We start from the raw sequence: 24,753 nt of genomic DNA, 5'->3' as shown, positions 1-24,753 counted from the left end.
ATGAAGCTGCTGCAAGCCAATGAATCCGACAATGATCGATTGCGGCAGTTTTTCTCCCACACCATCTGGCCAGGCCCGGTGCAGTTGCGATTTGAGCGTCGGGAAAATTTTTTCACCCAGTATAAAAATCAAAGTGACGACTTTGTCACCCTGATGCTCACCGACAAAACAGAAACAAACATTCTAGGTATGGCCACACTGGTATTTCGAGAGGGTGTGCTTGATGGGCAAAACCAAATCATTGGATATGCTACTGACTTGCGCGTGGCCAACTCCAGACGGGCCGTTCTTCAGTGGTCACAACATTTTTTACCAGTATTAGAAAAAGAGCTCAATGCCCGTAATTGCAACTACGTGTTTTCAGTGGTTTCACGCCACCAGAGACAGGCCTATAACGCCTTTATTCGCCCACGATCACCCAAGCGACAATTGCCCCGTTATTATTTATTTCGGCGATTCGACATTGTGGGTCTGCATGGACTTTGGCCATTTGCCGCAAAACCCTTACCCGGAATTACAATCAATTCAGCTGTAGACAGTGAATTGCCAGAAGTCTGCACCTACATCCATCGTCGAAAAAAAATCCAACCCATGTATTTTGGACGCTCACCGGAAGAAATCTATGAACAAATCAGGCGGTGGCAAAGCTTTGAAACGTCAGATTTTCTTGTGGCCCGCGACAGTCAACGCAACATTATTGGTTGTGTGGCCCCGTGGTCGAGCCGCAAAGTTCAACGAGTCACCGTAGGTAACCTGGATGCAAAAGGCCGCACGTTTAGTGATACTTTGAGAATGCTATCGTTTTTGGGAATTGCCCACCGACTGCCAATGCCAGGCTCACCTTTGCCGATCAACTATCTTACGCATCTTTTTGCGGATAATCCGGATATTTTTTACTCTTTGCTTTATAACGCCTGGAAACGCCTCAACAAAAGTGAGGTGCTTGCGTATCCCCACTTTGAGACTCATATTCAAAATGTTCCACCGCGCTCGTTTATTTCCTCAAAAACGAGTTGCGGTCTCTATTGCGTAATGCCCCCCAACGTGGCTCCACCAAGTTTTCTAAAGCCAACCGCTTTTGGTGAACCGCCCGACTTTGAACTTCCCTTTTTATAACAAGCTCCGGTAGCTCAAATTTTTACTGGGCCGCCGCTGCGTACTCATCCTCTTGCACATAGGCCGGACGCTTCACCTCTGACCAAAACCAGTTGAGCATGGGATCAAGGTCAATGCTCTCTAGCATTTGGATGTCGTACAATGCCAACTCTTGCTGGGCGCGATCCAGTAGTAAAGACCCAGGACCAATACTGACAAACCGATTGACGTTCTCATCAGTGACCAGCTTCGTTACTAACCTTGTTACTTCCATATCACTGTAGTCGGTGCGGACAAAACTCACTTCACCCAATTCATCATCTGCGGCCCGAAACACCTGATACTCTGTGAGTGACACGCCACTAAGCACCGGCTCTTCAGCCAGCTTCAAATGAGCTCGTGGACCAAACGCCACCGTCGAGGCCACCGATTCACCTAAAACAAGTTCAGCAAAACTTTGTTCGCCAACGATTGTTCGAAGTGCTGAATCTCCATTAATGGCACCTATGACTAAACTCGATGGCCCGAATTTTTTGATATATCGATCGTAAAGACCAATTTGAACCACCGCCGAACACAGTGCCTTCAACTTCAAACTGCTCAAGAATGTGCGGTCTTCTGAGACAATGAAATTATAGAAATTAAAACTTTCACTCTTGTTTCTATCCCATAAGTCTTGGGCTTGACTGAGTCTTGCCATGACTTCTGGAATTCGCACCACGTTCGATCGAACGTTAAAGAAATCGAGAGTATTTGCTCCGTTGAATACGATCGCGTCTGTCATCTCACCCCCCAGTTTCGATAGACTTTGCTTTCGCTGTGATCCAAGGTTTTTCGCCTTGGGATTCTTACCCAGTTACCTTCCCCCGAAGGACGAGTAATAATCTCTTCCAGTTTCACCACTTCCTGTGAATAAACAAATGGGGAATCGCTAAACTGAATATTTTTCACCATCACCCTGATCTCAGAATATTGATCAACGCGCCACGACCAAAGTCCTTCAATTGCAATTTCAGGGCGAAATCCCCACCCAAAGACTGGGTCGAAAACCCTTCATTAAAACTTAAGGCCAGATTTGACAATGAGCGGTAAGCTATTATTTTATTTAGTTATTTTAAAATTTTCGTGCCGCCAACTATGACCTTTTGCTATAGTTTTTTAGTATGGCGAGTTTGCTAAAAATTTTTAATTCGATGACCCACAGATTTCAGGGCCGAAGGCCGCCCTTTGAGGGCGTCTACATCTACCTATTAATGCTTTTTATAGGGTACATGATGGCGGACCTGGGGATGATATACACCCGTCCCCATTTACTTCCTGAACAGGCGCCGCCCACAAAACAAATTAAAACCACCCGCGAACGTCAAAAACAGTTATCAGATTACACCACCATAACTTCTCGCAATGTTTTTAACGAAGATGGCGTCATTCCTCCACCAAAAGGGGCGCAAGAAGAACAAGATGAAGACCTTACAGATGCCCCAGCCGTAGCTTCAAGCCTACCCTTAAAACTCCAAGGAACCATTGTTCACTACATGGGTGAAAAGTCTGTGGCCACCATCGAACTGACCAGTAAAAATGAGACCAACGCCTATAGAGTGGGCGATGAAATTGGCTCTATGGCGCGAGTCACTCTCATTGAAAAGCGTAAAGTGACGTTCATTAACCTAAACAGTCGGCGTCGCGAGTTCATCGATATCCCAGATGATCTGGCTCAAACACTTTCATATGTATCGCCAAAACCGACTAGCACGGGTCCGGTGGCAAAAGTGAGTGAGTACGAATTTACCGTGCGAAAAACAGATGTGGAGCAATACATTCAAGATCTTCCGAACCTCGTACAAAAAGCGGCCACCCGCCCCGTGCGTGGGGCCGACGGTAGAATCGTTGGGTGGGAGTTTAAACGCATTGAAGATAACAGCGCCATTTCTGCGCTCGGGTTCAAGGTCGGAGACGTCTTAAAAAGCGTCAATGGCGAAGCCTTGGATAACCCAATGAAGGGAATGGAGCTTTTCAACAGGATGCGCAGTGAAACAGAATTTGAAGTTGTTGTGGAACGAAATGGTCGTGAAGAAGTATTTCGCTATAACATCAATTGATTTTGAATTTGCCTTCATTGGACCGCAAAGGAGTGTGGAAACATGAAATATTGTATCGCCATAATGGCTACCTTATTGTTGGCACAAACGGTAATCCCGCACAAAAGCTTAGCGCAAGACACGCCGGACGAGGCCACATCTTCGACAGAGCCACAGAAAGAAGACAAAATGCCCTTTGCGGATGCGAAGCCCGAAGATATTACCAACGAGAACTTTCCAAAGCTCATTGAAAGCTTTGTATTTCCTGATGCTGAAATTCGCGAAGTGGTGAAGGCGATTGCCAAACTAACGGGCAAAAACTTTATCGTCCACTCGCAGGTGCGCGGGAAAATCTCGATTCTTGCTGATACGCCCATCACTGTGGCCGAGGCCTACAAAGCCTTTTTATCAGCCCTGGCCATGACAGGCTATACCGTCGTACCTTCTGGCAATTTTCTTAAAGTGATTTCGTCAAGAGATGCCAAACGAGATAGCATTGAAACCTACTCTGGCCGGTATTTTCCAGTAACGGACCAGTTGATTACCCGAATTGTGAAATTAAAATACATTAGCGCTGAAGAGCTCAAAAAGAAGTTGCGCAACATCGTCTCTAAAGAAGGCGAAATGGAAGACTACGCGCTAACGAACTCTTTGATTATAACTGACTACGGCTCAAATATTGAGCGCTTCATGGGCATTGTAAACCAACTGGACGTGCCCGGCTTTGAAGAACGCCTGGAAGTGATCACCATCAAATATGCCAAGGCCAAAGATATTTCTGACCTCATTGATGAAATCATCAACAAGGGACAGCCAAAGAATCAACGATTTACATCTTCGCGATTTAGTCGCACCAATCAGGCCGAAAGCTCTTCATCGGGCGCTGAGAGTTTTTCACATGTAATCCCGGATCAGCGCACGAACTCAATCATTGTTGTAGGCAACGAAGCTGGCATTCAAAAAATTCGGGCCCTCGTTAAAAAGCTCGACTTCAAACTGCGCCCGGAAGACTCTGGCGGTGTGTATGTTTACTATATTCGCCACGGAGAAGCTGAAAGCATCTCTAAAATACTCAGCGGCATTGCCTCTGACTCAACAAAAGCTCAGTCTGACACGGGAACAAAAACAAACACTGCAGCGCCGCCCACGGCACAACCTCAAGCAATTTTTGGCGGTGACGTGAAGATCACAGCTGACCCAGACAATAACAGCTTGATTGTTTCCGCTAGCCCGCAAGACTATGAAGTGGTGAAAAACCTGCTGGCTAAAATCGATATCCCCCGAGACCAAGTGTACGTGAAAGCCATCATCATGGAAATGGAAGCGCAGAAAAGTCAGAACGTGGGCATCAATTACTATAAATTCGTCGAGGGAACTGACGGCGTGGGACGAATTGGCTTTCGAGGCACCACTGATGTGGCAAGCCTGATCGATCCAGCCGGCGACAGTGGTGCGATTATTTCTCTCGGAGACAAAGGCAACCTAACCACAGTTAAGATTGCAGGCCAAGAACTTGAAGTCCCTAACCTCCTGGGCCTGATTAAGATCTTAAAGAAAAGCGTGGGTGCCAATGTCCTTTCAGAACCGCAAATTATGGCCCTTGATAACCAAGAAGCATTGATTGAAGTGGGTGACGAAGTGCCCGTTGGGGTTTCACAAGCTTTAGGTACCGGAACCACGCCAACCACGGCCTCCATTGAACGAAAAAAGGCGACGATCAAGCTAAACATCACGCCTTTTATTTCTCCTGATACCGACACCGTTCGCCTTAATATCAAACAAAGCGTGAGTCAGCTGTCGAAGAAGCAAGTGGAAGCCTCCGAGCTTGCAAAAGCAGCGGTGATCACCAATGAACGAAACATTGAGACGTCCATTGTGGTCAACAGTGGTGACACCGCTGTTCTTGGTGGCCTAATGACAGACAAAGAAGATGAGACTGTTTTCAAGGTCCCCATCCTGGGCGATTTACCGATTTTGGGTTGGCTGTTTAAGTCGCGGGAGACCTCAAAGTCTAAAAGTAATCTCGTGGTGTTTATCACCCCAAAAATCATTCGCAATGCTCAAGACGGCTCAGATGTCATCGACGTGAAGTTAAAAGAACGTATTGATTTTATCCGCCAAAACCTTCAAGGCAGAGACCCGCATGGTCATACTATTGACAACCTTCCCCGCCGAGCCTTTAACAGTTCACCGACGACGCTCGACGAAGAGCCACTTGAAGAGCCCGCTCTGGAGACTTTTTAAGCGCCAATTGGATGCGCCCCCTTTTTGTGGGAGCGCGCACCACCTCTTTTCTTGTGTTTTCTTGAAACATTGAGCTAAGATGGTGGTGTATGTCCACTTCATCATTTGAAAAACTCATTCTTAAAGGGACCAGCATCACCGAGCCGCAGTTGCGATCTCTGATGCAAGCCCAAGGACGCGACGGGGGATTGCTTGAAGAGTCTCTGACAAAACGCACCTACAGCACGCCTGATGAAGCCATGGCTGATCTCTGCCGCAGCCTTGACCTGGACTTTATTAAAGAAATTCCGGCCAATGACATTGCCGCAGATCTTGTTCGCGACATTCCCATAAATTTTGCCAAAAGCCATGAGGTGCTTCCGTACAAATCCGATGGAGACACCGTCATCGTTCTTGTGACAAACCCCTTGAACCACCAGGTATTGGATGACCTTCGCGTTTTATTCGGAAAGAAAATCCATCCTCTGGTCTCCACCAGTAAGGCCGTGCACGACGCGATCAATGTGGTTTACGAAAAAAGCACGGCAGCCCTTGAAGGGCTCGATGAAATTGAAAGCGAAGAGTACGACCTCGACGATCCGGTCATTGACCTCTTAGAGGCTGGCGATGATGATGCACCAGTGATCAAGCTTGTAAACACACTCTTGTTTCGCGCAGTGAAAGAAAAGGCCTCAGATATTCATATTGAGCCCTACGAAAAAGAAATGGTGGTGCGCTTTCGCATTGATGGTATTTTGTTTGACATTTTCAAACCACCTAAAAAACTTCAAAACGCTATCACCTCTCGCATTAAAGTAATGGGCAACCTCAACATTGCCGAAAAACGCTTACCGCAAGATGGGCGTATTCCTCTCAAGCTAGCGGGAAAAGACATCGACGTGCGGTTAAGTTCGGTCCCCACCGCTTTTGGCGAGCGGCTTGTGCTTCGCTTACAAGATCGATCCAACGTGGTTTTAGAGCTTGAGCAATTGGGGTTTAGCCGCGACAGCCTAGATAAAATTAGCCATTTGCTCACAAAAACCTATGGCATCGTGCTCGTCACTGGCCCTACAGGAAGTGGTAAATCCACCACACTCTATGCCTGCCTCACTCGAATCAACACTGTGGATCGAAATATTATTACAGTGGAAGATCCAGTGGAACAACGAATTCAAGGTATCGGGCAAATTCAAGTGAATTCAAAAATCGGGCTCACCTTTTCGACCGGACTTCGCGCCATTTTGCGACAAGATCCCAATATTATCATGCTCGGTGAGATTCGAGACCTTGAAACGGCAGAGATTGCTATTAACGCCTCCTTAACAGGTCACTTGGTGCTATCCACAATTCACACCAATGATTCAGCAGGCGTATTTCCGCGACTGATCGATATGGGCTGCGAGCCTTTTTTGATTGCCACCTCCCTTCTTGGCGTTGTGGCCCAGCGCCTTGTTCGCGTTTTGTGTCCCCATTGTAAAGAGCCCTATGATCCCACAGATGTAGAACTTGACAGTCTCGGGATCTCAAGAGAGCAAGCGGTTAACGCAAAAATACACCGGGCTGTTGGGTGCAGTGAGTGCAACCAAAAAGGTTACAGTAGCCGAACTTTGATCCAAGAATTATTAATGGTGAATGATGACATCCGAACTTTGATTATGCAGCGCCAAGACGGAGGCTCCATTCGCAAAGTGGCCGTAGCCTCCGGTATGACCACCTTTCGTGATCATGGAGTGCAAAAGGTGCTCAACGGAATCACCACCATTGAAGAGGTTTTAACTAACACGCAAATGGATCAGTAACAGGTAACGTAATTATGCCTCTCTATGTGTATCGAGGGCTTGATAAGTCTGGAAAAAATAAAAAAGGCACCATCGACAGTGAGAATCTGCGCACGGCCCGTTTGAAACTAAAAAAACAGGGCATCTATGTTGTCGACATAAAAGACAAGACCAAAGCGTCAAAAAAAGCCAAGGGGCGATCGCGATCTCCTGGCGGATCTGTCAGCGTCAAAGACCTCTCAATGATGACTCGTCAATTGGCCACCCTGCTGAAGGCCAATATCCCACTGGTTGAATCCTTGGGGGCTGTGGCCGATCAAGTGGAAAACCAGTATCTTTCAGATGTGCTTGCCGAAATAAAAAACATGGTGAATGAAGGGGCCACGCTACACCGATCCATGCAAAAATACCCCAAGGTTTTTGATAAAATATTTGTGTCCATGTGCGAAGCCGGAGAAATGTCAGGCACTCTTGATATCATTCTCATTAGATTGGCTGAATTTAAAGAAGCTCAGAGTGAACTGCGAAGCAAAATTACATCGGCCATGTTATACCCCATTATTATGGTGGTTTTTATCGGACTCATCCTCATCGGTATTTTTACCTTTGTGATTCCTAAGATTGTCACCGTATTTGAAGCCTCACCCGAGCTAGTTTTGCCATGGTACACAAAGGTTGTGATCTCAATTAGTGATGCTTTTGTGGATTATTGGCACATCATGTTGGTGGCCGTTATAGCATTTGGATTGGTTTTCAAAAACTGGAAGAATTCACCCTCAGGCTCAAAACAGTGGGATCTTATTGTTTTAAATCTACCGGTTGTGGGAAAGATTGCGCGAATGATTGCGGTTTCTCGCTTTACCCGCACGCTCTCTACACTGCTGGTGGGTGGCGTCCCTATGCTTTCAGCCATGGGAATTGTTCGCAATGTGGTGGACAATGAGGTTCTCGGAGAAGCCATTGATGAGGCGCGCGACAATATCAGTGAGGGTGAATCCATTGCTGGACCTCTAAAAAAATCGAATCAATTCCCCCCCATTGTGATTCATATGATCAGTATTGGCGAAAAAACTGGTGAACTAGAAAACATGCTGACCCAGGTCAGTGAGGCCTATGATTTTCAAGTAAAAACGCAAGTGGATGGACTGACCTCTTTGCTTGAACCAGTGATGCTTATATTGATGGGTGGCGTTATTGGCGTCATCGTTTTCTCTATTATGATTCCGATCTTTCAATTGTCAGATTTTGCCGGTTAAGATACATTCGAGTTTGTTTCTACCAGGGAGGATATCTGTGCGAAAAGACGCTGGTTTTACACTTGTTGAAATTATGATTGTGTTGGTCATTCTGGCCTCATTGGCTGCGATTTTATCGCAGACGGTGATCGGGGGTCTCGACAAAGCCCGTGTGAATGAGGCTAAATTACAAATGAGTCAGTTTGGTAAGGCCTTAGATATGTACAACATTGACTGTGGCCGCTTTCCTAACACTGAAGAAGGCTTGGCTGCATTGGCTCCTGGTGGTGAAAGCACCTGCAGTAGCTGGGGGCCCGAACCCTACGCACGAAAAATCCCAAAAGATCCGTGGGGCAATGACTATGTCTATGAGTCCGACGGTGGTGAGTACACCATTACAAGTTTCGGCAAAAAAGGAAAACCTGGCGGAAAAGACTATGAAGAGGATATCGTTTATCCAGAAGAATAGGCCCTTCGCCGAAAAAGAGCGTGAACGCTCCACACCCTTATCTTCACAATCTTGGGGTTTCACCTTAATTGAAATTTTGATTGTGTTGTCGATTATTGCCGCCCTCGCTGCCGTTGTGATTCCGCGGCTGGGCGGCCAGAGAAATCAAGAAATTCGCTCCACCGTGCGAAAGCTTTCTACTCTCACACGCAACCTCCATAGCCGCGCTAAATTGTTCAATGTGAGTTACCGTCTGGTCATTGATATGCAAGATGGACCAGACTCAAAAGAAGCCCACTCCTACTGGGTAGAGCGCACCAGTCAACCGGTTTTAATTCGCTCCGAAGAGGATGAAAAAAACAAAAAAAAAGCTGATGACGAGGCCGAAGATCCAGATGGATTTGGTCTGGATCCCCAGCTCACCCGAAAACCTATTCCTCTTCCAAACGGTATGATATTTTCTAAAGTGGAAATAACCAGCAAAGAGGGAGAAATCACCGAAGGTAAGGCCTACTTGAATTTTTTAGCGCAGGGTTTAGCCGATGAAGCGGCCATTCACATTCGGCATGGCGGAGATTTAAATTGGACTATTGCCATTCACCCTCTGACAGGTCATGGTGAAGTGATTGCAAAAGACGTGTCTCTCAAGGACATTCAAGACCAAGACTGATTTTTCGTAAAAGAGGAGATCCGTTGAAGAGCCGAGGATTTACACTGATTGAAGTGATGATGTCTATGGTGATCCTCGCCGGCAGTATTCTTGTGCTGGCACAAGCCTGGTCAACCAACAGTTTACGCCTGCGCAAATCCCAACTAATGAATAATGTGGCCACTTTACTTGAGCGCAAAATGGTTGAAGTGGAGGCTCAGTACCGCAGCAAACCCATTGGGGAAATTCCCGAAGAAGAAAAAGGCGATTTCGGCAAAAAGTATCCCCAATACTCATGGCGTTTGGAATCTCAAGATTTCACAATGCCCGACATCTCACAGGCTTTGATTTCTGATAACGGAGCCAGTGACATGTTGTTGACCATGGTCAGGCAAACCAGCGAGTTTATTTCAAAATCTGTTAAAGAAGTAACGGTGGTCGTGATTGTCAAAACCGCATCGAAATCTCTTGAATATTCTCTCACCACCTATTTTGTTGACTACAACCAGAGCATTGGACTGGGAGGCGGCGGTGGGTAAATCACGCCCCGATCGCTCCACAATTGCGGCCGGTTTTACTTTGGTTGAAGTGATCATCACCATGACGATCCTGGCCTTTATTTCTATATTTTTAGCTCAATCCATGCAGTCCGCTCTGTCATCGAAGAAGAAAATTCAAGGTCGCGTGGATCGGGACTCAAAACTGCGTGATGCTCTGAGCGTTCTGCGAAACGATATCAAGCTGTCCTTCAACTACCGCGACATCAATGTGGAACTCTATAACGAAGCTCAAAAAGAAAGAGAAAAACGAAAAAAAGAGAAAAAAACCAAATCCACATCTAGCACAACAACAGGTGGCGATAGCACGAGCGGTGAGGGCTCTAGCGGCGATGGCTCCACAGGATCTGTGGATAAACCAGACACTGCAGCGACAAACACTGAAGAAAACAAACCCTTTGTCCCCAAAGAGCAGAAAATTTACACTCAGTTTCAGGGGCAAGCCGATAATCTTCACTTTACAAGCTTGAGCCTGCCTCGCGTACAAGCCAACGCACAGACCAGCAATCAATCTGAAGTGAGTTATTTTTTAAAAGACTGCCGCGGGCGATTAAACAAAGACCATCAAAGCAAGTGCCTGTGGCGACGAACATCTGCTGTCATAGATGAAGATCTAACCACTGGTGGAAACGAAATGGCTCTTCTTGAAGACGTCACTGAATTTAAATTGCGCTATTTGGGACCAGGTACCGAGGGTGAATGGAGAGATGACTGGATGTCTGGAGAAGGAGGCGATGCCATCACCAAAAATAAATTTCCCGATGCCGTAGAGATCAGTATTGAAGTTCAAGATAAGGACACAAAAGAAAATCCCATCTCAATGACCGTGGTGGCGCCCATAAGGTTCCCCAATAATCCCAATGTATTGCCCACTTCAGACTCCACGTCGACCACCGAGGACAGCACAGATGACTCCGAATAAAACCATCACGGCGTCTCGTCCCTTAAAAAATCGAAAAGGTGTGGCTTTGCTGCTGGCCATATTTTCCATCATGCTTTTGACTTTTGTCGTCACCGAAGTGACCTACGACACGCAGGTTGAGTATATCACTGCAGCCAACAGGGTGGATCGCCTTAAAGCCTACTATGCGGCAAAGTCAGGAGTGGAGCTTAGCCTTTTGCGAATTCTTATCTACAAACAGGCGATGGCCACCTATGGTGATCAATTGGGGGCTCAAAAGTCTTTACTGGATCCAATTTGGCAATTGCCTTTTGCCTGGCCTCCCATTCTCCCCGACAACATGACCACCGTGTCTAAAGATGAAATCAATAAGACGGTGGCCGAATCCACACTTGATGCCCAATATTTAGCCACCATTGAAAGCGAGGGTGGCAAAATTGACTTAAATGATCTTGCGTCTCCCGTAAAATCTTTGGCCGAAAGCACCAAACAACAGATTGTTCAGATTTTTTCCCGTGAACTTGAAAACAACGATGATTTCAAAGACAAACATTCTGGCGAAGACTTTCAATCCCTGGTCAATCGCATGGTGGATTGGGTGGATGAAAATCAAGAACGAGTGGAGGGGGGATCTGAAAAAGACGACTACCAGGATGATCTCTCCGGTGACACCGTCCCCCCCAACCAACCCTTTAAGACCATCAGTGAACTGCATTTAATCAAAGGCATGAAAGATGATTTTTTCAAGCTCCTTGAGTCGCGAGTCACTGTCTACGGAACTAAGGGGATCAACGTCAATTATGCTCCAAAAGAAGTCTTACAGGCCCTGGATCGACAAATGACAGATGAGGTTGTGCAGCGAGTTATAGAGCGCCGAAATAACCCCGACCTTGGCGGACTTTTTGCCAATGCAGATGACTTTTTGGGCTTCATCTCTGGGTATGGCGTCAATTCAGAAACCTTTAATGAAGCTGGAGTTCCCCTGCTCTTTGACGCTGAGTATAACTTTCGTATCACCGCCATCGGCCAATCAAAAAAATCCAGCAAAGAGATTTCTGTAATCACATACGACTTCGACACATCAAAAGACCGCTTCATTGAGCTTTTGGACAAACAAGAAGAAAAAGAAAAGGGCACGACCAATTCAAACACTGGCACCAATACCAATACAAACACCACTGGAAATGACGACACCGACAACGAAGATGATAAAAAAGCCAAAGACACTAAGAAAATAAAGATGCCTTCTGGGCGTCCTAGAGTAGTCTATTGGAAAGAAACCTGATAGAATTTAGACTCATAAAAAAGCGGTGGCTTTTTTGTGAAATTGAACCCGTACAAGGATGGACGGTGAAATGATTAGCGTCGGCATCGACATTGGAAGTTTTAGCATAAAAATGGCTGAGGCATCGCAGGATGCCAAGGGTTTTCGCATTCGTAGGCTTGATGAGTTTGCATTGAGCCAAGATCCAAATAAAGACCGACAGATTGAAGTGATCGAAATTCTTCGACAGATCGCGGCTCGTTACGAGCCCGGCACGACCCGATTTGTAGTGGCCGTGGGACAAGGTCAAGTCAGCCTTCGTCACCTTGAGTTTCCCTTTAGAGAGCGGCACAAAATTTTAAAAAGCCTTCCCTTCGAACTTGAAGAGGACATTCCTCTATCTGTAGACGATGCCATTTATGATGCCCGCGTGCTGAAGTATATAGGCGCAATGACGGATGTGCTCGCCGTGGCCTGCCCGAAACATCATGTGGAGATCGTTCTGCAACAAGCCCGTGATGGTGGCATTGAAGCCGATATTGTTAGCGTTAAGGGCATGGCTGAGGCCAATTTATTTGAGCCCTGGGTGGAAGCCCCGCCCACTGACTCAACAAAACTGACGCCTGTGGATAGCGACTTGGGCGAAGAAAGTCCCGCCCCCCAGACCTTGAACGGCGAATTGGTTCTTGATTTAGGTCACGCCACAACCACGGCTGTGGTCTTAAGAGAAGGTCGACTCATCGATGCTCGGCATGTGGATTGGGGCGGAAAAGACATCGCTCTAGCCATTGCAAAGCAATACAGCATGCATTTCACCGAGGCCCTAAAACAGCTGCAGACCAAGGCCTTTTTGCTGCTCAACACGGAAGATGCGACCCGAGAGCAAGTTGAATTCTCAAACTTGATCAAAATAGAAGTCAAAAAGCTCACTCACCAACTCAACTTGCTCATGCTGGAATTTCGAGCCCAGCACAACATTGAATTTCAACGAGTCACCCTGGTTGGGGGTCTTTCTCGGTTGAAAAATCTTGGCGCCATACTGACCCAAGACTTAGACGTGCCCAGCAATCGATTGGGTGGGCTAGCTGAACATTCGCACCTCGATTTCCAGAATAACCCACACAATGAAATTGGTTCCATCTGTGCCATTGGACTGGCGGCCGAAGGATTAAAGCGCCCGAAAAACCCGGCCATTAATTTACGAAAGGGCGAGTTTGCAAAACAAAGTCAGTCTTTCAAAGTCTGGTGGGAAAAATGGTCGCACTCGGTTTATGTGGGGGCCACGGCCTATGTTTTATTTTTGATGTTTGTTATTACTCGCAGTTTTTGGGCTGAGTCCATGGCCGATAAAGCTCACGACGTGATGGCCGAACAGGCAAAGGTCGTCGCAAACATCAAGCCCACCAAAGCGACCCCAAGAAACATCAAAAAGTTTATTCGTCAGCAGAAAAAAACGGCTCAGCACGCCGATCTTATTCGCAACTTGCAGGGCATGGATTCAGCTTTAGACATTCTAGAAATGGTGTCTGCAGCTGCCCCGGCAAAAGAAGTGTTTCAAATGAACATCAAAAAATTTAGCGTCAATAATAGAACCGTAATTATTGAGGGCGAGGGCCGACCACAAAAAGCGATAAAAGACTTTGAACAGGGACTGACCAGTGTAGCTAGAAAAGGCTTGGTCAAATCGATCTCCTCAGAAATCAAAGCAAGATCAGGTTACAGCCCGTTTGCATTCCAGTTTAGCGTGGACCGAAACATAGGAGACAAACAATGAACTTTGATGACCTCAAAGTCCAAATAGCCGAGCTTTGGGCCACATTTAAAGATCAACTCAACGAGTCTCCCGCATGGAATAATTTTCGAGAACGCTACGAAACTCTGCCGATGACAGGCCAACTGGGTGTACGTGTGGCGGCCTGGGGTTTTTTGGTATTTGTGCTGCTTTGGAGCCCAATACAATGTATGTCCACATCTGATGAGTACCTCGATGAGTTTGCCGATAAGAGGGAAATCATTGAAGACCTGCTGCAAACAAAAGCGCAACCGTCGCAGTCGATAGCCCTTCTTGGAAAACCACTCGCCCTGTTGCAGCCTCAAATTCGCTCGGCAGCTGAACGCGTGGGCTTAGCCGCCGAACAAATCACCGGTATTGAAAACTTCGATCCCACTGCTGAAAATACGTCTCTGGCCCCCAAGACCGAGGCCCTGACCCAAGAAGGGGTTAAGGTTATGGTTAAAGATCTTAACTTAGATCAGGTCAAAGAGCTTGGGTTTGATCTTCAAGCCATTAATCAAAGTTTTAAACTCACAGGAATAGACGTCGCCCCAAGTAAAGAAGATGACCACTATTTCAACGTCACCTACTGGCTCACGAACTATCGCCTTGAGCCTGAGGAACCTGAAGAAACAGAAAAAGGACAAAAGTAATGCCAGCATTGAAAAAAGTCATTGAGGCGTTGGGAAGTGTCTTTAAATTTCATAAGTTAAAAATTTTGAGTCTTTTTTTATTTGCACTTGGCTTTTTTCTACTTCGATTTCCCTATGGAGATTTGTCGGGATTTATTACCGCACAGGTGTCGCAACGTTCGGCCGGCAATGCCTACCTAGAGTTTGAAGATATGAATCTTCGTGTTTTTCCCGGCCTGGGGATGCGCTTGAGCCAGGTGAACTTGTCTTTAGCTCGATCCCCGCTTCCTGAACTAAAAATGGCCTCTCTGGTTGTGGCCCCCAACTGGCTCAGCCTTTTACGTTTTGCGCCAGGTGCCAGTTTATCAGCGGAAGACCTCTGGCAGGGAGACCTTTCACTATCCGTGGCTCTCGGGGGAAAGATTGGTGATGAGGGTAGGCGCTGGCAAAATATTGATACCACTTACCAAGGCTTTTCATTGGCTCAATTGATTGAGGCACTGGATCTGCCTGTTCGCCTTGGGGGACAGGGTCAACTTTCTGCTGCCGGCAAGCTTGACCCCCAATTTTCTGAACAACCAGATCTTACTATCAACGCATTGATCTCTCCCCTAGAAGTACCGGCCCAGACCTTGCAAATTGGCTCTCCCATGGGCCCGATCCCCTTTCCCCTTCCTAACCTTTCGTTCAAAGATGTGAAACTCAAAGGGCGCTGGTTAGATGGTGACTTTATTGTTGAAGATATGATTCTGGGAGCACCCACTGATAAGATCAACGCTCGCCTGCAAGGGCGCTTGGGGCTGCAGCTGCAACGCGGCGGCCTTGGAGTTCGACCGGCGGCCGGGGCCTATGATTTTAACTTGGAACTCAATATTCATAAAGAACTTGAGAAAAACTTCAGTGTGCTTTTGTTTATCGACAAATTTAAAAAACCAACGAGCACGGGCACTCTCTACCGCCTTCGAGTCTCGGGGACCCGCGTGGGTGCCCCGGCTACCATGGGTAAGTTTGACGGTTTTTGATATTGAGTGTTATGTGTCGTCATCTCAAGATGATGTGAATGGTTCTCCCGTCCGGCAGGTCGAATAACGCATTCCGTTACGGGAACACTCGCTTCCCCAGTGCTCCCGACTTTGACACCACCCCTATTCTACGCCATACATAAACCCTATCAATCACACTCTATGAGGGGTTTTCATGGCAGGAGTTAATAAAGTTATTATCGTGGGTCGACTAGGAACAGACCCTGAAGTCAAAACTGTAAGTGCTGATAACCAAGTGGCACGTCTCAGTGTGGCCACTAGTGAAAACTGGACTGACCGAAACGGACAACGACAAGAGCGGACGGAATGGCACCGCATTGTGGTTTGGGGAAAGCTGGCCGAACTTTGTGGCAAGTACCTCAGCAAAGGTCGCCAGGTTTATGTGGAAGGACGATTGCAAACAAGATCTTGGGAAGATCAACAAGGACAAAAACGTTACACTACGGAAATCGTAGCCAACACGGTGCAATTTCTTGGTGGAGCTATGGAAACTCAATCGCGAGGTTCCAGTGATTACTCCCAACCCGATGCGTTCCAGGGCTTTGGGCCAGAGCCATCTTTTGATACCAATGAGGAAATTCCTTTTTAAAAGTGACCCCAACAAAAGCCTAAGGCGAAGTCTGACAACACTCGCATCAAAAACCTTTTGTGTTTATACTAAGGAGCATGAACAACATGCTCCTTATTTTTTTAGCCACCTTTTCGCTGGTCACACTCTCTAGCTGTTCCATTTATCAATCGCAGGGACGAACGTGCGTAGAAACCCGCACTTGCCTGCAGCAATATATAACTTCACTTGAGACCTTCGACGCTCAAGAGTTTTGCACATTATCGGCCGTGAGCATTGACGACCTTTCACCAGCACCACTGCTTTTACCCCCGCCACCTCCCCTGCAAGTGGCCGCCTACTCTCAAGTCCTTTCTGACAACTCTAGAAAACTTTTGCTCACCTCAACATCCCTGGAGCAGCCGCAAGCCCACTGCACGTTTTGGTTTGAAAATCCAACTGCTGAACAAAACCTTTCTGCATCGGCATTTGCTCTCAGCTATGATTTCTTTAACAATTATCATGAGTCTTCTTCACCAAGGATCGCAAAATGACTTTACAGAACCACCTCTGCCGCTGGCCAATCACTCTTCTTCTCGCTTTGCTCATCAGTTTTGCCCTGACTACAGAAGCTATGGCCGCCGTCATCACCTCCGTGCAAGGAAATGCGGTGAAGATCTCAAAGCAGCGCACAAAGATCAAAAAAGGACAAACCGTCTCAATCTATAATAAAAAGGGTCGAATTGTTGGAAAAGCCAAAATCACTTGGGCCGGGAGCAAAACTGCCAAGGGAACACTCTTGTCGAACAGCCAAGCAAAAAAAGGCTATCAGGTGAAGATCTCGTCATCTCGCGGAAAACGAGATGTTGTTAAGGGCTCTGATGGTCCTTCGAATTCAAAGATGACAAAAAAAATGCTGGTCGGATTTATGGGCGGTTACACCATCACTGACATGCAAGTCACGCTAGCGACCACAAGCGCCACTGTGGATATGGGTGGCAATGGTTATGGCGCAAAAGTCTTGTTTGACTACGGGATCATGAACAACCTTTGGTTTCGTGGCATGGTTGGCCTAGAAAACTTTTCTGCCGGCGGCGTTAATAACTCGGGATGTACGGGTGGCGCTGAATGTAATGTCAACATCGACTATTTGGCCTTTGACTTCTGGGGCCGCTATTTGATTATGAATGGAAACTTCCGTCCCTGGCTGGGCTTGGGATTTTCTTTTTTGATGCCCATGTCTAAATCCTCAACGGCCATCAAAGACAGCTCTATCGGAAATACCAACGTGTTTGGCGGTGGCCTTGGCTTCGACTGGATTATGTCAGAGAAAATGTCGATTCCGGTACACCTAGAATATGGACTGTTACCCTCAAGCGAAAAAGTCAAAGCCAACTATATTGCTATTCGTGCAGGAATCGCCTACGCATTTTAGCCCGAACGGTAACGATACCCCTTTTTTTTTAAAGGCATCCCTTTCCTTTTCGTTTTCAAAGGTATCCCTTTCCTTTTTGCGTTGCACAGCAGCTACGCAGTAGCGCTGTGCAACGCAAAAAGGAAAGGGATACCTTTGAAAACGAAAACCTAGGTATGCGTGATTCGGGTTACTCCCAAAACACCTTTTATCTTTTGTAAGGCCGCGATCACTTCACTCAGTTGGCTGGTGTCGTGAACTGACACATCAAAAAGGCAAATGGCTTTTTGGTCACGCGTGGTCTTAACCTGTGCATTATGAATATTCACTCCCCGAGTTGAAAACACCTCGGTCATGTTTTTCAACAAACCCTTGGTATCATGGCTCACCACGCGCACTCTCACCATTCGGCTTGTGTCCGCCGCTCGGTTTTGGCTCCACTCCACATCCACAGTTCTATCCTGGTCCATCTCAAAAGCTTTTTCACAATCAGCCCGATGCACTGTAATTCCGCGACCTCTTGAAATAAACCCGACAATGGAATCCCCTGGTATGGGATGACAGCATTTTGCATATCGCACAAGCATGTCATCCATGCCATCCACCGTAATTATGGAGGTGGATTTTTTCTTTTTGTTAACAGCCGTTTTCAGTGCTTTTTGCAGAAAACTCTCTTGAGTGGGCTCTTTGCTTTTAGGCTGCAAGTCGGGAGCCAGGGCTTCTAGGACTTCTTGAGGAGTGACTTTTCCGTACCCCACACGAATAAACAGATCGCCCTCAGAATTACATCCCACCTCTTTAAGTAAATCGGCAAACAACGCTCCGGCGAGATTCTTTTGTAATGACATCCCTTCCTTGCGGAAAGTCTTCTCTAGTAACTCTTTTCCCAACTCACCGGCGCGGCGCCTTTGTTCACTTTTAATGTGGGCGCGAATTTTTGATTTCGCCTTGGAAGTGACCGTGTATTTTAACCAGTCCTTTGACGGCGTCTGATTTTTAGAAGTGATCACTTCTACGGTATCGCCATTTTGAAGGCGATAGCGCAACGACACCAACCGGCCGTTCACTCTTGCGGCCACAATTCGGTGCCCAAGATCTGTGTGAATCGAGTAAGCAAAATCTATGGGTGTCGCCTCTTCTGGAAACTCCTTAACCTCACCGTTGGGGGTGAAAACATAGATATCAGACTCAGCCAAGTCAGACTTAACATTTTCTAAAAACTCATCGGCATTGTGTGTTTGCTGGTGCAAAGAAACCAACTCGCGTAGCCAATTGAACTGGGAAATCGCCTTTTCATTAACACTGGCTCCGCTCCCCACAGTGTCTTCCTTGTACTTCCAATGGGCCGCAATACCCAGCTCGGCCACTTGGTGCATTTCTTCTGTTCGAATTTGAATTTCAATGCGTTCTGCACCCGGCCCCACCACCGTAGTGTGTAAACTTTGGTAGTTATTTGTTTTCGGCATGGCAATAAAGTCTTTAAAGCGTCCCGGAATCGGCTTCCAAAGGGAGTGGACAATACCTAAAACCTCATAGCACTCGCCCACTGTTCCAACGATCACTCTAAATGCAAGCACATCATAAATCTGATCATAATCCACACTACGAGCCTGCATTTTTCTAAAGATCGAATAAAAATGCTTCGGCCGACCGTACACCTCAAAAGTAAATTGAGAACGATCACTGATCTCGTTGGTCAAAAGAGTTCTTACATCCTCGATGTATCTTTCTCGCTCTTTCTTTTTTGTATTCACTTTTTGAACAAGCTCATAATAGGCATCTGGAAACAAATATCTAAAACTTAAATCTTCCAGTTCTATTTTAATCGGACTGATCCCCAGCCGGCTGGCCAGAGGGGCATAGATGTCGAGGGTTTCTTGCGCAATGCGAGCTTGTTTTTCATAAGGCATGTGGTTAAGGGTTCGCATATTGTGAAGACGGTCTGCAAGTTTCACCAAAATCACCCGCACGTCCTTGCCCATTGACACAATCATTTTGCGAATATTCTCGCCTTGCTTTTCATGGGTGTGGCGAAACCGCATCTGCGATATTTTAGTCACCCCATCAACAAGGTCTCGCACCACAGGACCAAACTGATCTTCCACATCATCTAAGGTGACGTCGGTATCTTCTACGGTGTCGTGCAAAAGTCCGGTCACCACCGTGGCCATATCCAGTTGCAAGTCTGTTAAAATGGCCGCCACACCAAGGGGATGGGTGATGTAAGGCTCTCCACTGCGACGGATCTGTCCCTCATGCGCTTTTTCAGAAAATTCGAAGGCTTTTTTGACGAGTTCAACGCCTTTGGCGGACTGGTAGGATGCCACCCGCTCCAGCAGCTCATCTATAGTTTCTGGGGATTGTTCGCGGATACCTAGATCCAATAAACCTACATTAGCCATACCTGACCTAAAAATACCATAATACCGATTATCGGCAAAATATCCGGTAAAACTTAGGTATACGCTAGGAAATTATTACGCCATGAAGGTGTATTAAAGGCGGGACCGCGGCCCCAAAGGCCGTATTAGTAACGGTTTAAATCCGCTTCGACCTCTTGATCGGGAGTGATCGACTCATCGGGGCGTCGAAAGGCCACTTTTCCGGCGGCCACTTCTCTCAATGCGGAAACCACGTACTTATTGCCTTTGGTCTTAACTGTGGGAGGGAGACCCTTTAACAGCTGCTTGGCGCGCTTAGAAACCAAAAGGACTAGCGCAAAGCGGTTATGGACATTGTCTAAACAATCTTCAACAGTGACTCTAGCCACAGGATTCTCCTTTTAAAGACACAAGGCGCACACACTATCGACTCTTTATCACTCCATCAACGATTTTTTTGAACTGGGTGTAAGTCTTGGAAAAGTCGTCGTTCACCAGCTGAAAATCATAGTCGCTGGCTTCTTTCATCTCTATTTCAGCATTTTTCATTCGAACATCCAGATCGGCAGGTGCCCCGCCATCTCGCTTTCTCACTCTTTGACGCAGCTCATTAATGTCGGGCGGAAGAATGAACACTGTAGTGCAATCAGGAAAGTGCTCCCTCAACGTGCGCACCCCCTGGACATCCACATCCATAATGACCACTTTTCCCTCCGCCCAGGCCTTTTCCATTTGATCCCTAGGGGTACCATATAGGTTGCCATGGACCTCGGCCCACTCTACGAAGTGGCCCGCATCAATTCGCTGCCGAAACATCTCTTTTGAAACAAAATGATAGGGGTGCCCCTGACTTTCACCGGCTCGCATGGGGCGAGTGGTGTTTGTCACAATGTCCACCAATTCCGAAAAATCCGTGACCGCCTGATCCACAAAACTGGATTTGCCGGCACCACTGGGCCCGGCGACTAAAATCATCGGATGCATTACCTTGCTGGTCATTTTCTACTCGACGTTTTGAACCTGTTCTCTGAAGCGCTCAACTATAGCTTTGGCATCAACCACGATTTGAGTCAACTGCGACACTTGGGATTTGGACCCCACAGTATTCACTTCTCGTAACAACTCTTGGCAGTAAAAATCCAATTTTTTACCCACCGATTCGCTTCCCGACACAAGGGCCCGACATTGTTTAATGTGTTCATCCAGGCGAGATAATTCTTCTGCAATATCGGCCTTATCTGCCAAAAGGGCCGCTTCTTGGGCAACCCGTTGAGGGTCTAGGCCTAAGTCCTTTTCAACTCCCTCAAGTCGCTTTTTCATTCGCTCTAAAAGAATGGCGCGAACTTGGGTTTGCCAGCTCTGCATTTCATCGGTCTTTTCTTTTAACTCACCCAAAAGCCCCAACAAATCCTTTTTTAAAGAAACACCTTCGCGCTTTCTCTCTTTCACACAGGCAGCCACGGCTAATTTCGTCAGTCGAAGGACTTCTTTTTTCTCTAGGTCAGTAATGTCATTGGACTCACTGACTTGAAATACGCCCGGCAATCCGCCAATGGTTTTAAGTGTTACATCCGACGGTAATTTTAAGTGACGAGCCAAACTTTGGTAAGACTTCACCCACTGTTCGGCCATTTTTGCATCCACACTCACTTGAAGTTTTGATGAGGCCGCCCCAGATTTACGGCTAACATAAACATCCACTGTACCCCGGGCGATCTCTTCAGAAACTAGCGCTTTTAGGTCGGCTTCAAAACTGGCATAGTCTCGTGGAATATGGATTTTGATATCTCGAAATCGTCCATTCACCGTCTTCACGCTGACAGACAGCTCTAGATCTTTCTTGCGAACGGATGATACGCCAAATCCAGTCATGCTTTGCACGGCTTACCTCACTTGGAGAGAGTCAATTTTTCTAACAAAAACTGATGAGCCTTATTGATTTCTTGCTCACTATCAAACCAAATTATCTCGTTGTCTTTTCGAAACCACGTCATCTGTTTTTTTGCAAGTTGCATGGTACTTGTAACAATGGCTTCTGGCAAATCCTGTTCTGGCAGCTCTCCCTGAAGGACCGCAACGCACTCTTTGTAACCTACGCTTTGAAGGGGCGCCCACAGGGTTAGGCCCTTGGCCAACAAAGACTCCACTTCATGAAGTAAACCCTCTTCCAACATCTTTTCTACCCGATCTCTCACTCGTCTCGCCAACTTCTTGCGATCCACTCGCAGTCCAACCTTGATCACCGAATAGATGTCGTTCAAATTTGTGGTTTGTGTTTTAAACTCCTCCCGAATTTGGGTGAGCGTTTTATCTTGTCCACGCAGCACTTCGAGGGCTCTTTTCACCCGGTAAGTATCCTCAGGGGCAATTTTAGCCGCGGCTTCAGGATCCCACTTTTTGATTTCATCCCACAAGACCCTCGAGCCCTGCTCTTTGATTGAGCGTTCGATCTCCATCGAAATAGCGGGATCTGTGGGTGGTAACTCAAACATTCCCTTTTCTAAGGCTTGTACGTAAAATCCGCTTCCTCCAACCACCAATACGGGGCGAGTGGCGGTTTGCAACTTGAGAACTTCCAAGGCCTCTTGCCTGAATTGACCGGCCGTGTATTTGTCACCCTCATGCACATGACCCACTAAGAAGTGGTCCACTTCTTTTAACTCTTCCTGACTGGGTTTTGCCGCGCCGATTTGAATGGTTTCGTAAACTTGAACACTGTCGGCATTTAAAATACAACTACCTGTGGCATTGGCTACTGACATAGCAAGAGATGACTTCCCCGTGGCGGTGGGACCAAGTATAAACACGACGGGTTTGGGAGAGCTCATACGATGCGTCCGAAATCTCTCTCAAGTTTAGAAAATGGATACTCTACATAGACGGGACGCCCGTGGGGGCAAAAACTCGAAAGCGGAAACTCATCCATTTGCTTCAACAAACTGGTCATTTCAGTCACACTCAAGGCTTGCCCCGCTCGAATCACTGAGTGGCACGCCAAAGTCGCACAGATATCACTGATGGATTTTTCAAGTGCAAAGCTACCTCCCTTTTCCACCATCTCTGTTGCCACCAGTTCAATAGCCGCTTGAATGGATTTTTCTTTAATCACAGCGGGGGCGGCTCTTACACCGATAGTCTGCGGACCCATTTCATCAATGTACACACCCAATTTTTCAAAATCAGGCTGCAGCTTAATTACGGATTCTACTTCTTCGGGTTCAAGGTCAAAGGTCAATGGCAATAAATAATCCTGAACTTCAATGTTTCCTGAGTTCCAGGCCCGCATTAAGGTTTCATACATCACTCTTTCGTGAGCCGCATGCTGATCGACAAATAGTATGGCTCGATCTGTCTGCGCCACAATATAAGTGAGATTCGCCTGACCAATCACCTGAAGCTGCGACCAATAGCCCTTTTTTTCATTCACTTCGAAGGGAGAACTCTCATTAAGTGCAAAATTCTCTTCAGAGCCCGCTGAGGCAATTTCTACTGATGGGGAAGGTGTCACTTCATACTTGGGCGGGGACGCTTTTAATCCCAACTCCTGAAGTGTTCCCATCATCGACTTCTGCGAATACTGGGTCCTTTGAAATTCACTATCGCTGAATTTGAAATTTGTCGTAGGCCCCGGCGCCGTTTCATAGGCCACTTTACTCTCTGACACAGACGAGGACGAAATGCGCTGGGGGTCGGCGGCCAGTACCGCGTCTAACCACGGAGCCGTTTCTAGAGTATGCCGAATGGCCCGATTCACAGATCGAAAGGCATCTGACGGATGCAAGAATTTCACCTGAGACTTCGTCGGATGAATGTTAACGTCAATATCCTCAGGATCACAGCTGACCCAAATGGCCGCCACGGGAAACTCCCCGTGCATCAATAGGCTTCTATAAGCATCAATGACAGCCGCTTGCAAACTTCTGTCTTGTATCCAACGGTTCTGTGCAAATAACCAAATCTGCCTGGAATTTTTAACTGTACGATTGGGGCTGGACATCGCCGCCTTTGTCTTGATGCCATTACATTCACCCTCACCCCAAAAAAGCTCATCCACTTCTAATATTTGTTTAGCCCGCTGCAGGTGGGTGGACATGGCCGGCCAAAAGAATAACAGCTTATTTTTGTGGCGCACGCGAAATGTCACCTGGGGATGAGCCAATGCCATGGCCCGAAGCACATTTTTTATTTGCGTGGACTCGGCCGCTTCTGATTTTAAAAACTTTAGGCGTGCCGGCACATTGGCAAATAAATCTTCTACAAGAATAGTTGTGCCGGGTTCACCACCAATGGATTCCACCGCCGAAGCCTGGCCAAATTCTGACAGGATACGCGAAGCCGTTTTTGAGTTTTTTTGTCGGGAGCGAATCTGCACCTTCGATACCGCCGAAATACTGGCCAAAGCCTCACCCCGAAATCCAAAGGAATGCAAATCCCAAAGGTCAGAGGACAACTTGATTTTGCTCGTGGCATGGCGAGCCAGAGCCAGAGGGAGCTCCGAGGGGCCCATTCCGGCCCCATCATCGATTATTTTTACCTGACGCCCACCTTGGTCAAATTCCACTTCAATTTGGGTGGCACCCGCATCGATACTATTTTCGACTAACTCTTTTACCAAATGAGCGGGGCGCTCGACCACTTCTCCAGCCGCTATTTGGTCCACAACTTCTGGTGAGAGAATTTCTATCAAAACCTGACCCCTTTTTGAGTTCCCCTTATTCCATCACGCTAAAAGGA

The 24,753-nt window shown here is 47.0% G+C and carries 23 protein-coding genes; 16 read left to right on the top strand and 7 right to left on the bottom strand.

Features of this window, described 5'->3' with window-relative positions:
* Window positions 1-1,116 carry a hypothetical protein gene (locus H6626_01095; protein ID USN47720.1) on the top strand — a complete coding sequence of 372 codons (1,116 nt, stop codon included), beginning with the start codon at window positions 1-3 and terminating at the stop codon, window positions 1,114-1,116.
* 22 nt (window positions 1,117-1,138) lie between these two features.
* Here H6626_01095 and H6626_01090 read toward each other — a convergent pair whose 3' ends face one another.
* Window positions 1,139-1,879, bottom strand: a complete 741-nt coding sequence (locus tag H6626_01090) for a hypothetical protein (protein USN47719.1) — start codon at window positions 1,877-1,879, stop codon at window positions 1,139-1,141.
* Window positions 1,880-2,258: 379 nt separating this feature from the next.
* Here H6626_01090 and H6626_01085 point away from each other — a divergent pair, with 379 nt between their 5' ends.
* The 15 genes from H6626_01085 to H6626_01015 all read left to right on the top strand — a co-directional run bounded on the left by H6626_01085 (window position 2,259) and on the right by H6626_01015 (window position 17,659).
* Entirely contained in the window at window positions 2,259-3,194 is a 936-nt protein-coding gene (locus H6626_01085) for a hypothetical protein (GenBank protein ID USN47718.1), read from the top strand.
* Between the two features lie 42 nt (window positions 3,195-3,236).
* Window positions 3,237-5,417, top strand: a complete 2,181-nt coding sequence (gene gspD / locus H6626_01080) for a type II secretion system secretin GspD (protein USN47717.1) — start codon at window positions 3,237-3,239, stop codon at window positions 5,415-5,417.
* An 89-nt stretch (window positions 5,418-5,506) separates the two neighbouring features.
* Window positions 5,507-7,195 (top strand): type II secretion system ATPase GspE, encoded by a 1,689-nt coding sequence (gene gspE / locus H6626_01075; protein ID USN47716.1) that lies wholly within the window; start codon window positions 5,507-5,509, stop codon window positions 7,193-7,195.
* A gap of 14 nt (window positions 7,196-7,209) precedes the next feature.
* Complete coding sequence (gspF, locus tag H6626_01070) at window positions 7,210-8,430, top strand: type II secretion system inner membrane protein GspF (GenBank protein USN47715.1); 1,221 nt, start codon at window positions 7,210-7,212, stop codon at window positions 8,428-8,430.
* Window positions 8,431-8,461: 31 nt separating this feature from the next.
* Window positions 8,462-8,878 carry a type II secretion system major pseudopilin GspG gene (gene gspG / locus H6626_01065; GenBank protein ID USN48916.1) on the top strand — a complete coding sequence of 139 codons (417 nt, stop codon included), beginning with the start codon at window positions 8,462-8,464 and terminating at the stop codon, window positions 8,876-8,878.
* A complete protein-coding gene (locus tag H6626_01060; GenBank protein ID USN47714.1) occupies window positions 8,847-9,527 on the top strand; it encodes a type II secretion system protein in 681 nt (226 codons plus the stop codon). Before gspG ends, H6626_01060 begins: the two co-directional genes overlap by 32 nt.
* Window positions 9,528-9,550: 23 nt before the next feature.
* Complete coding sequence (locus tag H6626_01055) at window positions 9,551-10,045, top strand: type II secretion system protein (GenBank protein ID USN47713.1); 495 nt, start codon at window positions 9,551-9,553, stop codon at window positions 10,043-10,045.
* Window positions 10,038-10,985, top strand: a complete 948-nt coding sequence (locus H6626_01050; GenBank protein USN47712.1) for a prepilin-type N-terminal cleavage/methylation domain-containing protein — start codon at window positions 10,038-10,040, stop codon at window positions 10,983-10,985. The genes H6626_01055 and H6626_01050 overlap by 8 nt, the downstream gene beginning before the upstream one ends.
* Window positions 10,972-12,249 (top strand): general secretion pathway protein GspK, encoded by a 1,278-nt coding sequence (locus tag H6626_01045; GenBank protein ID USN47711.1) that lies wholly within the window; start codon window positions 10,972-10,974, stop codon window positions 12,247-12,249. The genes H6626_01050 and H6626_01045 overlap by 14 nt, the downstream gene beginning before the upstream one ends.
* 70 nt (window positions 12,250-12,319) lie before the next feature.
* Window positions 12,320-14,002, top strand: coding sequence for a pilus assembly protein PilM (gene pilM, locus H6626_01040; GenBank protein ID USN47710.1), 1,683 nt, complete (start codon window positions 12,320-12,322; stop codon window positions 14,000-14,002).
* Window positions 13,999-14,655, top strand: coding sequence for a hypothetical protein (locus H6626_01035; GenBank protein USN47709.1), 657 nt, complete (start codon window positions 13,999-14,001; stop codon window positions 14,653-14,655). The genes pilM and H6626_01035 overlap by 4 nt, the downstream gene beginning before the upstream one ends.
* Window positions 14,655-15,656 (top strand): type II secretion system protein GspN, encoded by a 1,002-nt coding sequence (gspN, locus tag H6626_01030; protein USN47708.1) that lies wholly within the window; start codon window positions 14,655-14,657, stop codon window positions 15,654-15,656. Before H6626_01035 ends, gspN begins: the two co-directional genes overlap by 1 nt.
* A 175-nt stretch (window positions 15,657-15,831) precedes the next feature.
* Window positions 15,832-16,266 carry a single-stranded DNA-binding protein gene (locus tag H6626_01025; GenBank protein USN47707.1) on the top strand — a complete coding sequence of 145 codons (435 nt, stop codon included), beginning with the start codon at window positions 15,832-15,834 and terminating at the stop codon, window positions 16,264-16,266.
* Between the two features lie 86 nt (window positions 16,267-16,352).
* The gene (locus H6626_01020) at window positions 16,353-16,778 is read left to right on the top strand and encodes a hypothetical protein (protein USN47706.1); all 426 of its coding nucleotides are present in this window, start codon (window positions 16,353-16,355) and stop codon (window positions 16,776-16,778) included.
* Entirely contained in the window at window positions 16,775-17,659 is an 885-nt protein-coding gene (locus H6626_01015) for a hypothetical protein (protein USN47705.1), read from the top strand. Before H6626_01020 ends, H6626_01015 begins: the two co-directional genes overlap by 4 nt.
* Before the next feature lie 149 nt (window positions 17,660-17,808).
* Here H6626_01015 and H6626_01010 read toward each other — a convergent pair whose 3' ends face one another.
* From H6626_01010 to mutL, 6 genes are all read right to left on the bottom strand, one after another.
* Window positions 17,809-20,040: a bifunctional (p)ppGpp synthetase/guanosine-3',5'-bis(diphosphate) 3'-pyrophosphohydrolase gene (locus H6626_01010; GenBank protein ID USN47704.1), complete on the bottom strand. Its 2,232-nt coding sequence runs from the start codon at window positions 20,038-20,040 to the stop codon at window positions 17,809-17,811.
* A 125-nt stretch (window positions 20,041-20,165) separates the two neighbouring features.
* The gene (locus H6626_01005; GenBank protein ID USN47703.1) at window positions 20,166-20,408 is read right to left on the bottom strand and encodes a DNA-directed RNA polymerase subunit omega; all 243 of its coding nucleotides are present in this window, start codon (window positions 20,406-20,408) and stop codon (window positions 20,166-20,168) included.
* Between the two features lie 34 nt (window positions 20,409-20,442).
* Window positions 20,443-21,018 (bottom strand): guanylate kinase, encoded by a 576-nt coding sequence (gene gmk / locus H6626_01000; protein USN47702.1) that lies wholly within the window; start codon window positions 21,016-21,018, stop codon window positions 20,443-20,445.
* Between the two features lie 3 nt (window positions 21,019-21,021).
* On the bottom strand, window positions 21,022-21,900 hold the full coding sequence (locus H6626_00995; GenBank protein ID USN47701.1) for a YicC family protein: 879 nt from the start codon (window positions 21,898-21,900) through the stop codon (window positions 21,022-21,024).
* Window positions 21,901-21,908: 8 nt separating this feature from the next.
* The gene (gene miaA, locus H6626_00990; protein USN47700.1) at window positions 21,909-22,847 is read right to left on the bottom strand and encodes a tRNA (adenosine(37)-N6)-dimethylallyltransferase MiaA; all 939 of its coding nucleotides are present in this window, start codon (window positions 22,845-22,847) and stop codon (window positions 21,909-21,911) included.
* The gene (mutL, locus tag H6626_00985) at window positions 22,844-24,706 is read right to left on the bottom strand and encodes a DNA mismatch repair endonuclease MutL (protein ID USN47699.1); all 1,863 of its coding nucleotides are present in this window, start codon (window positions 24,704-24,706) and stop codon (window positions 22,844-22,846) included. Before mutL ends, miaA begins: the two co-directional genes overlap by 4 nt.
* Window positions 24,707-24,753: the final 47 nt, after the last annotated feature.

This window comes from Pseudobdellovibrionaceae bacterium (genome assembly GCA_023898385.1).
In the GTDB taxonomy this organism is placed as follows: domain Bacteria; phylum Bdellovibrionota; class Bdellovibrionia; order Bdellovibrionales; family UBA1609.
Note: the sequence above shows the minus strand (reverse complement) of the source record. Positions and strands in the feature narration are given on the sequence as shown.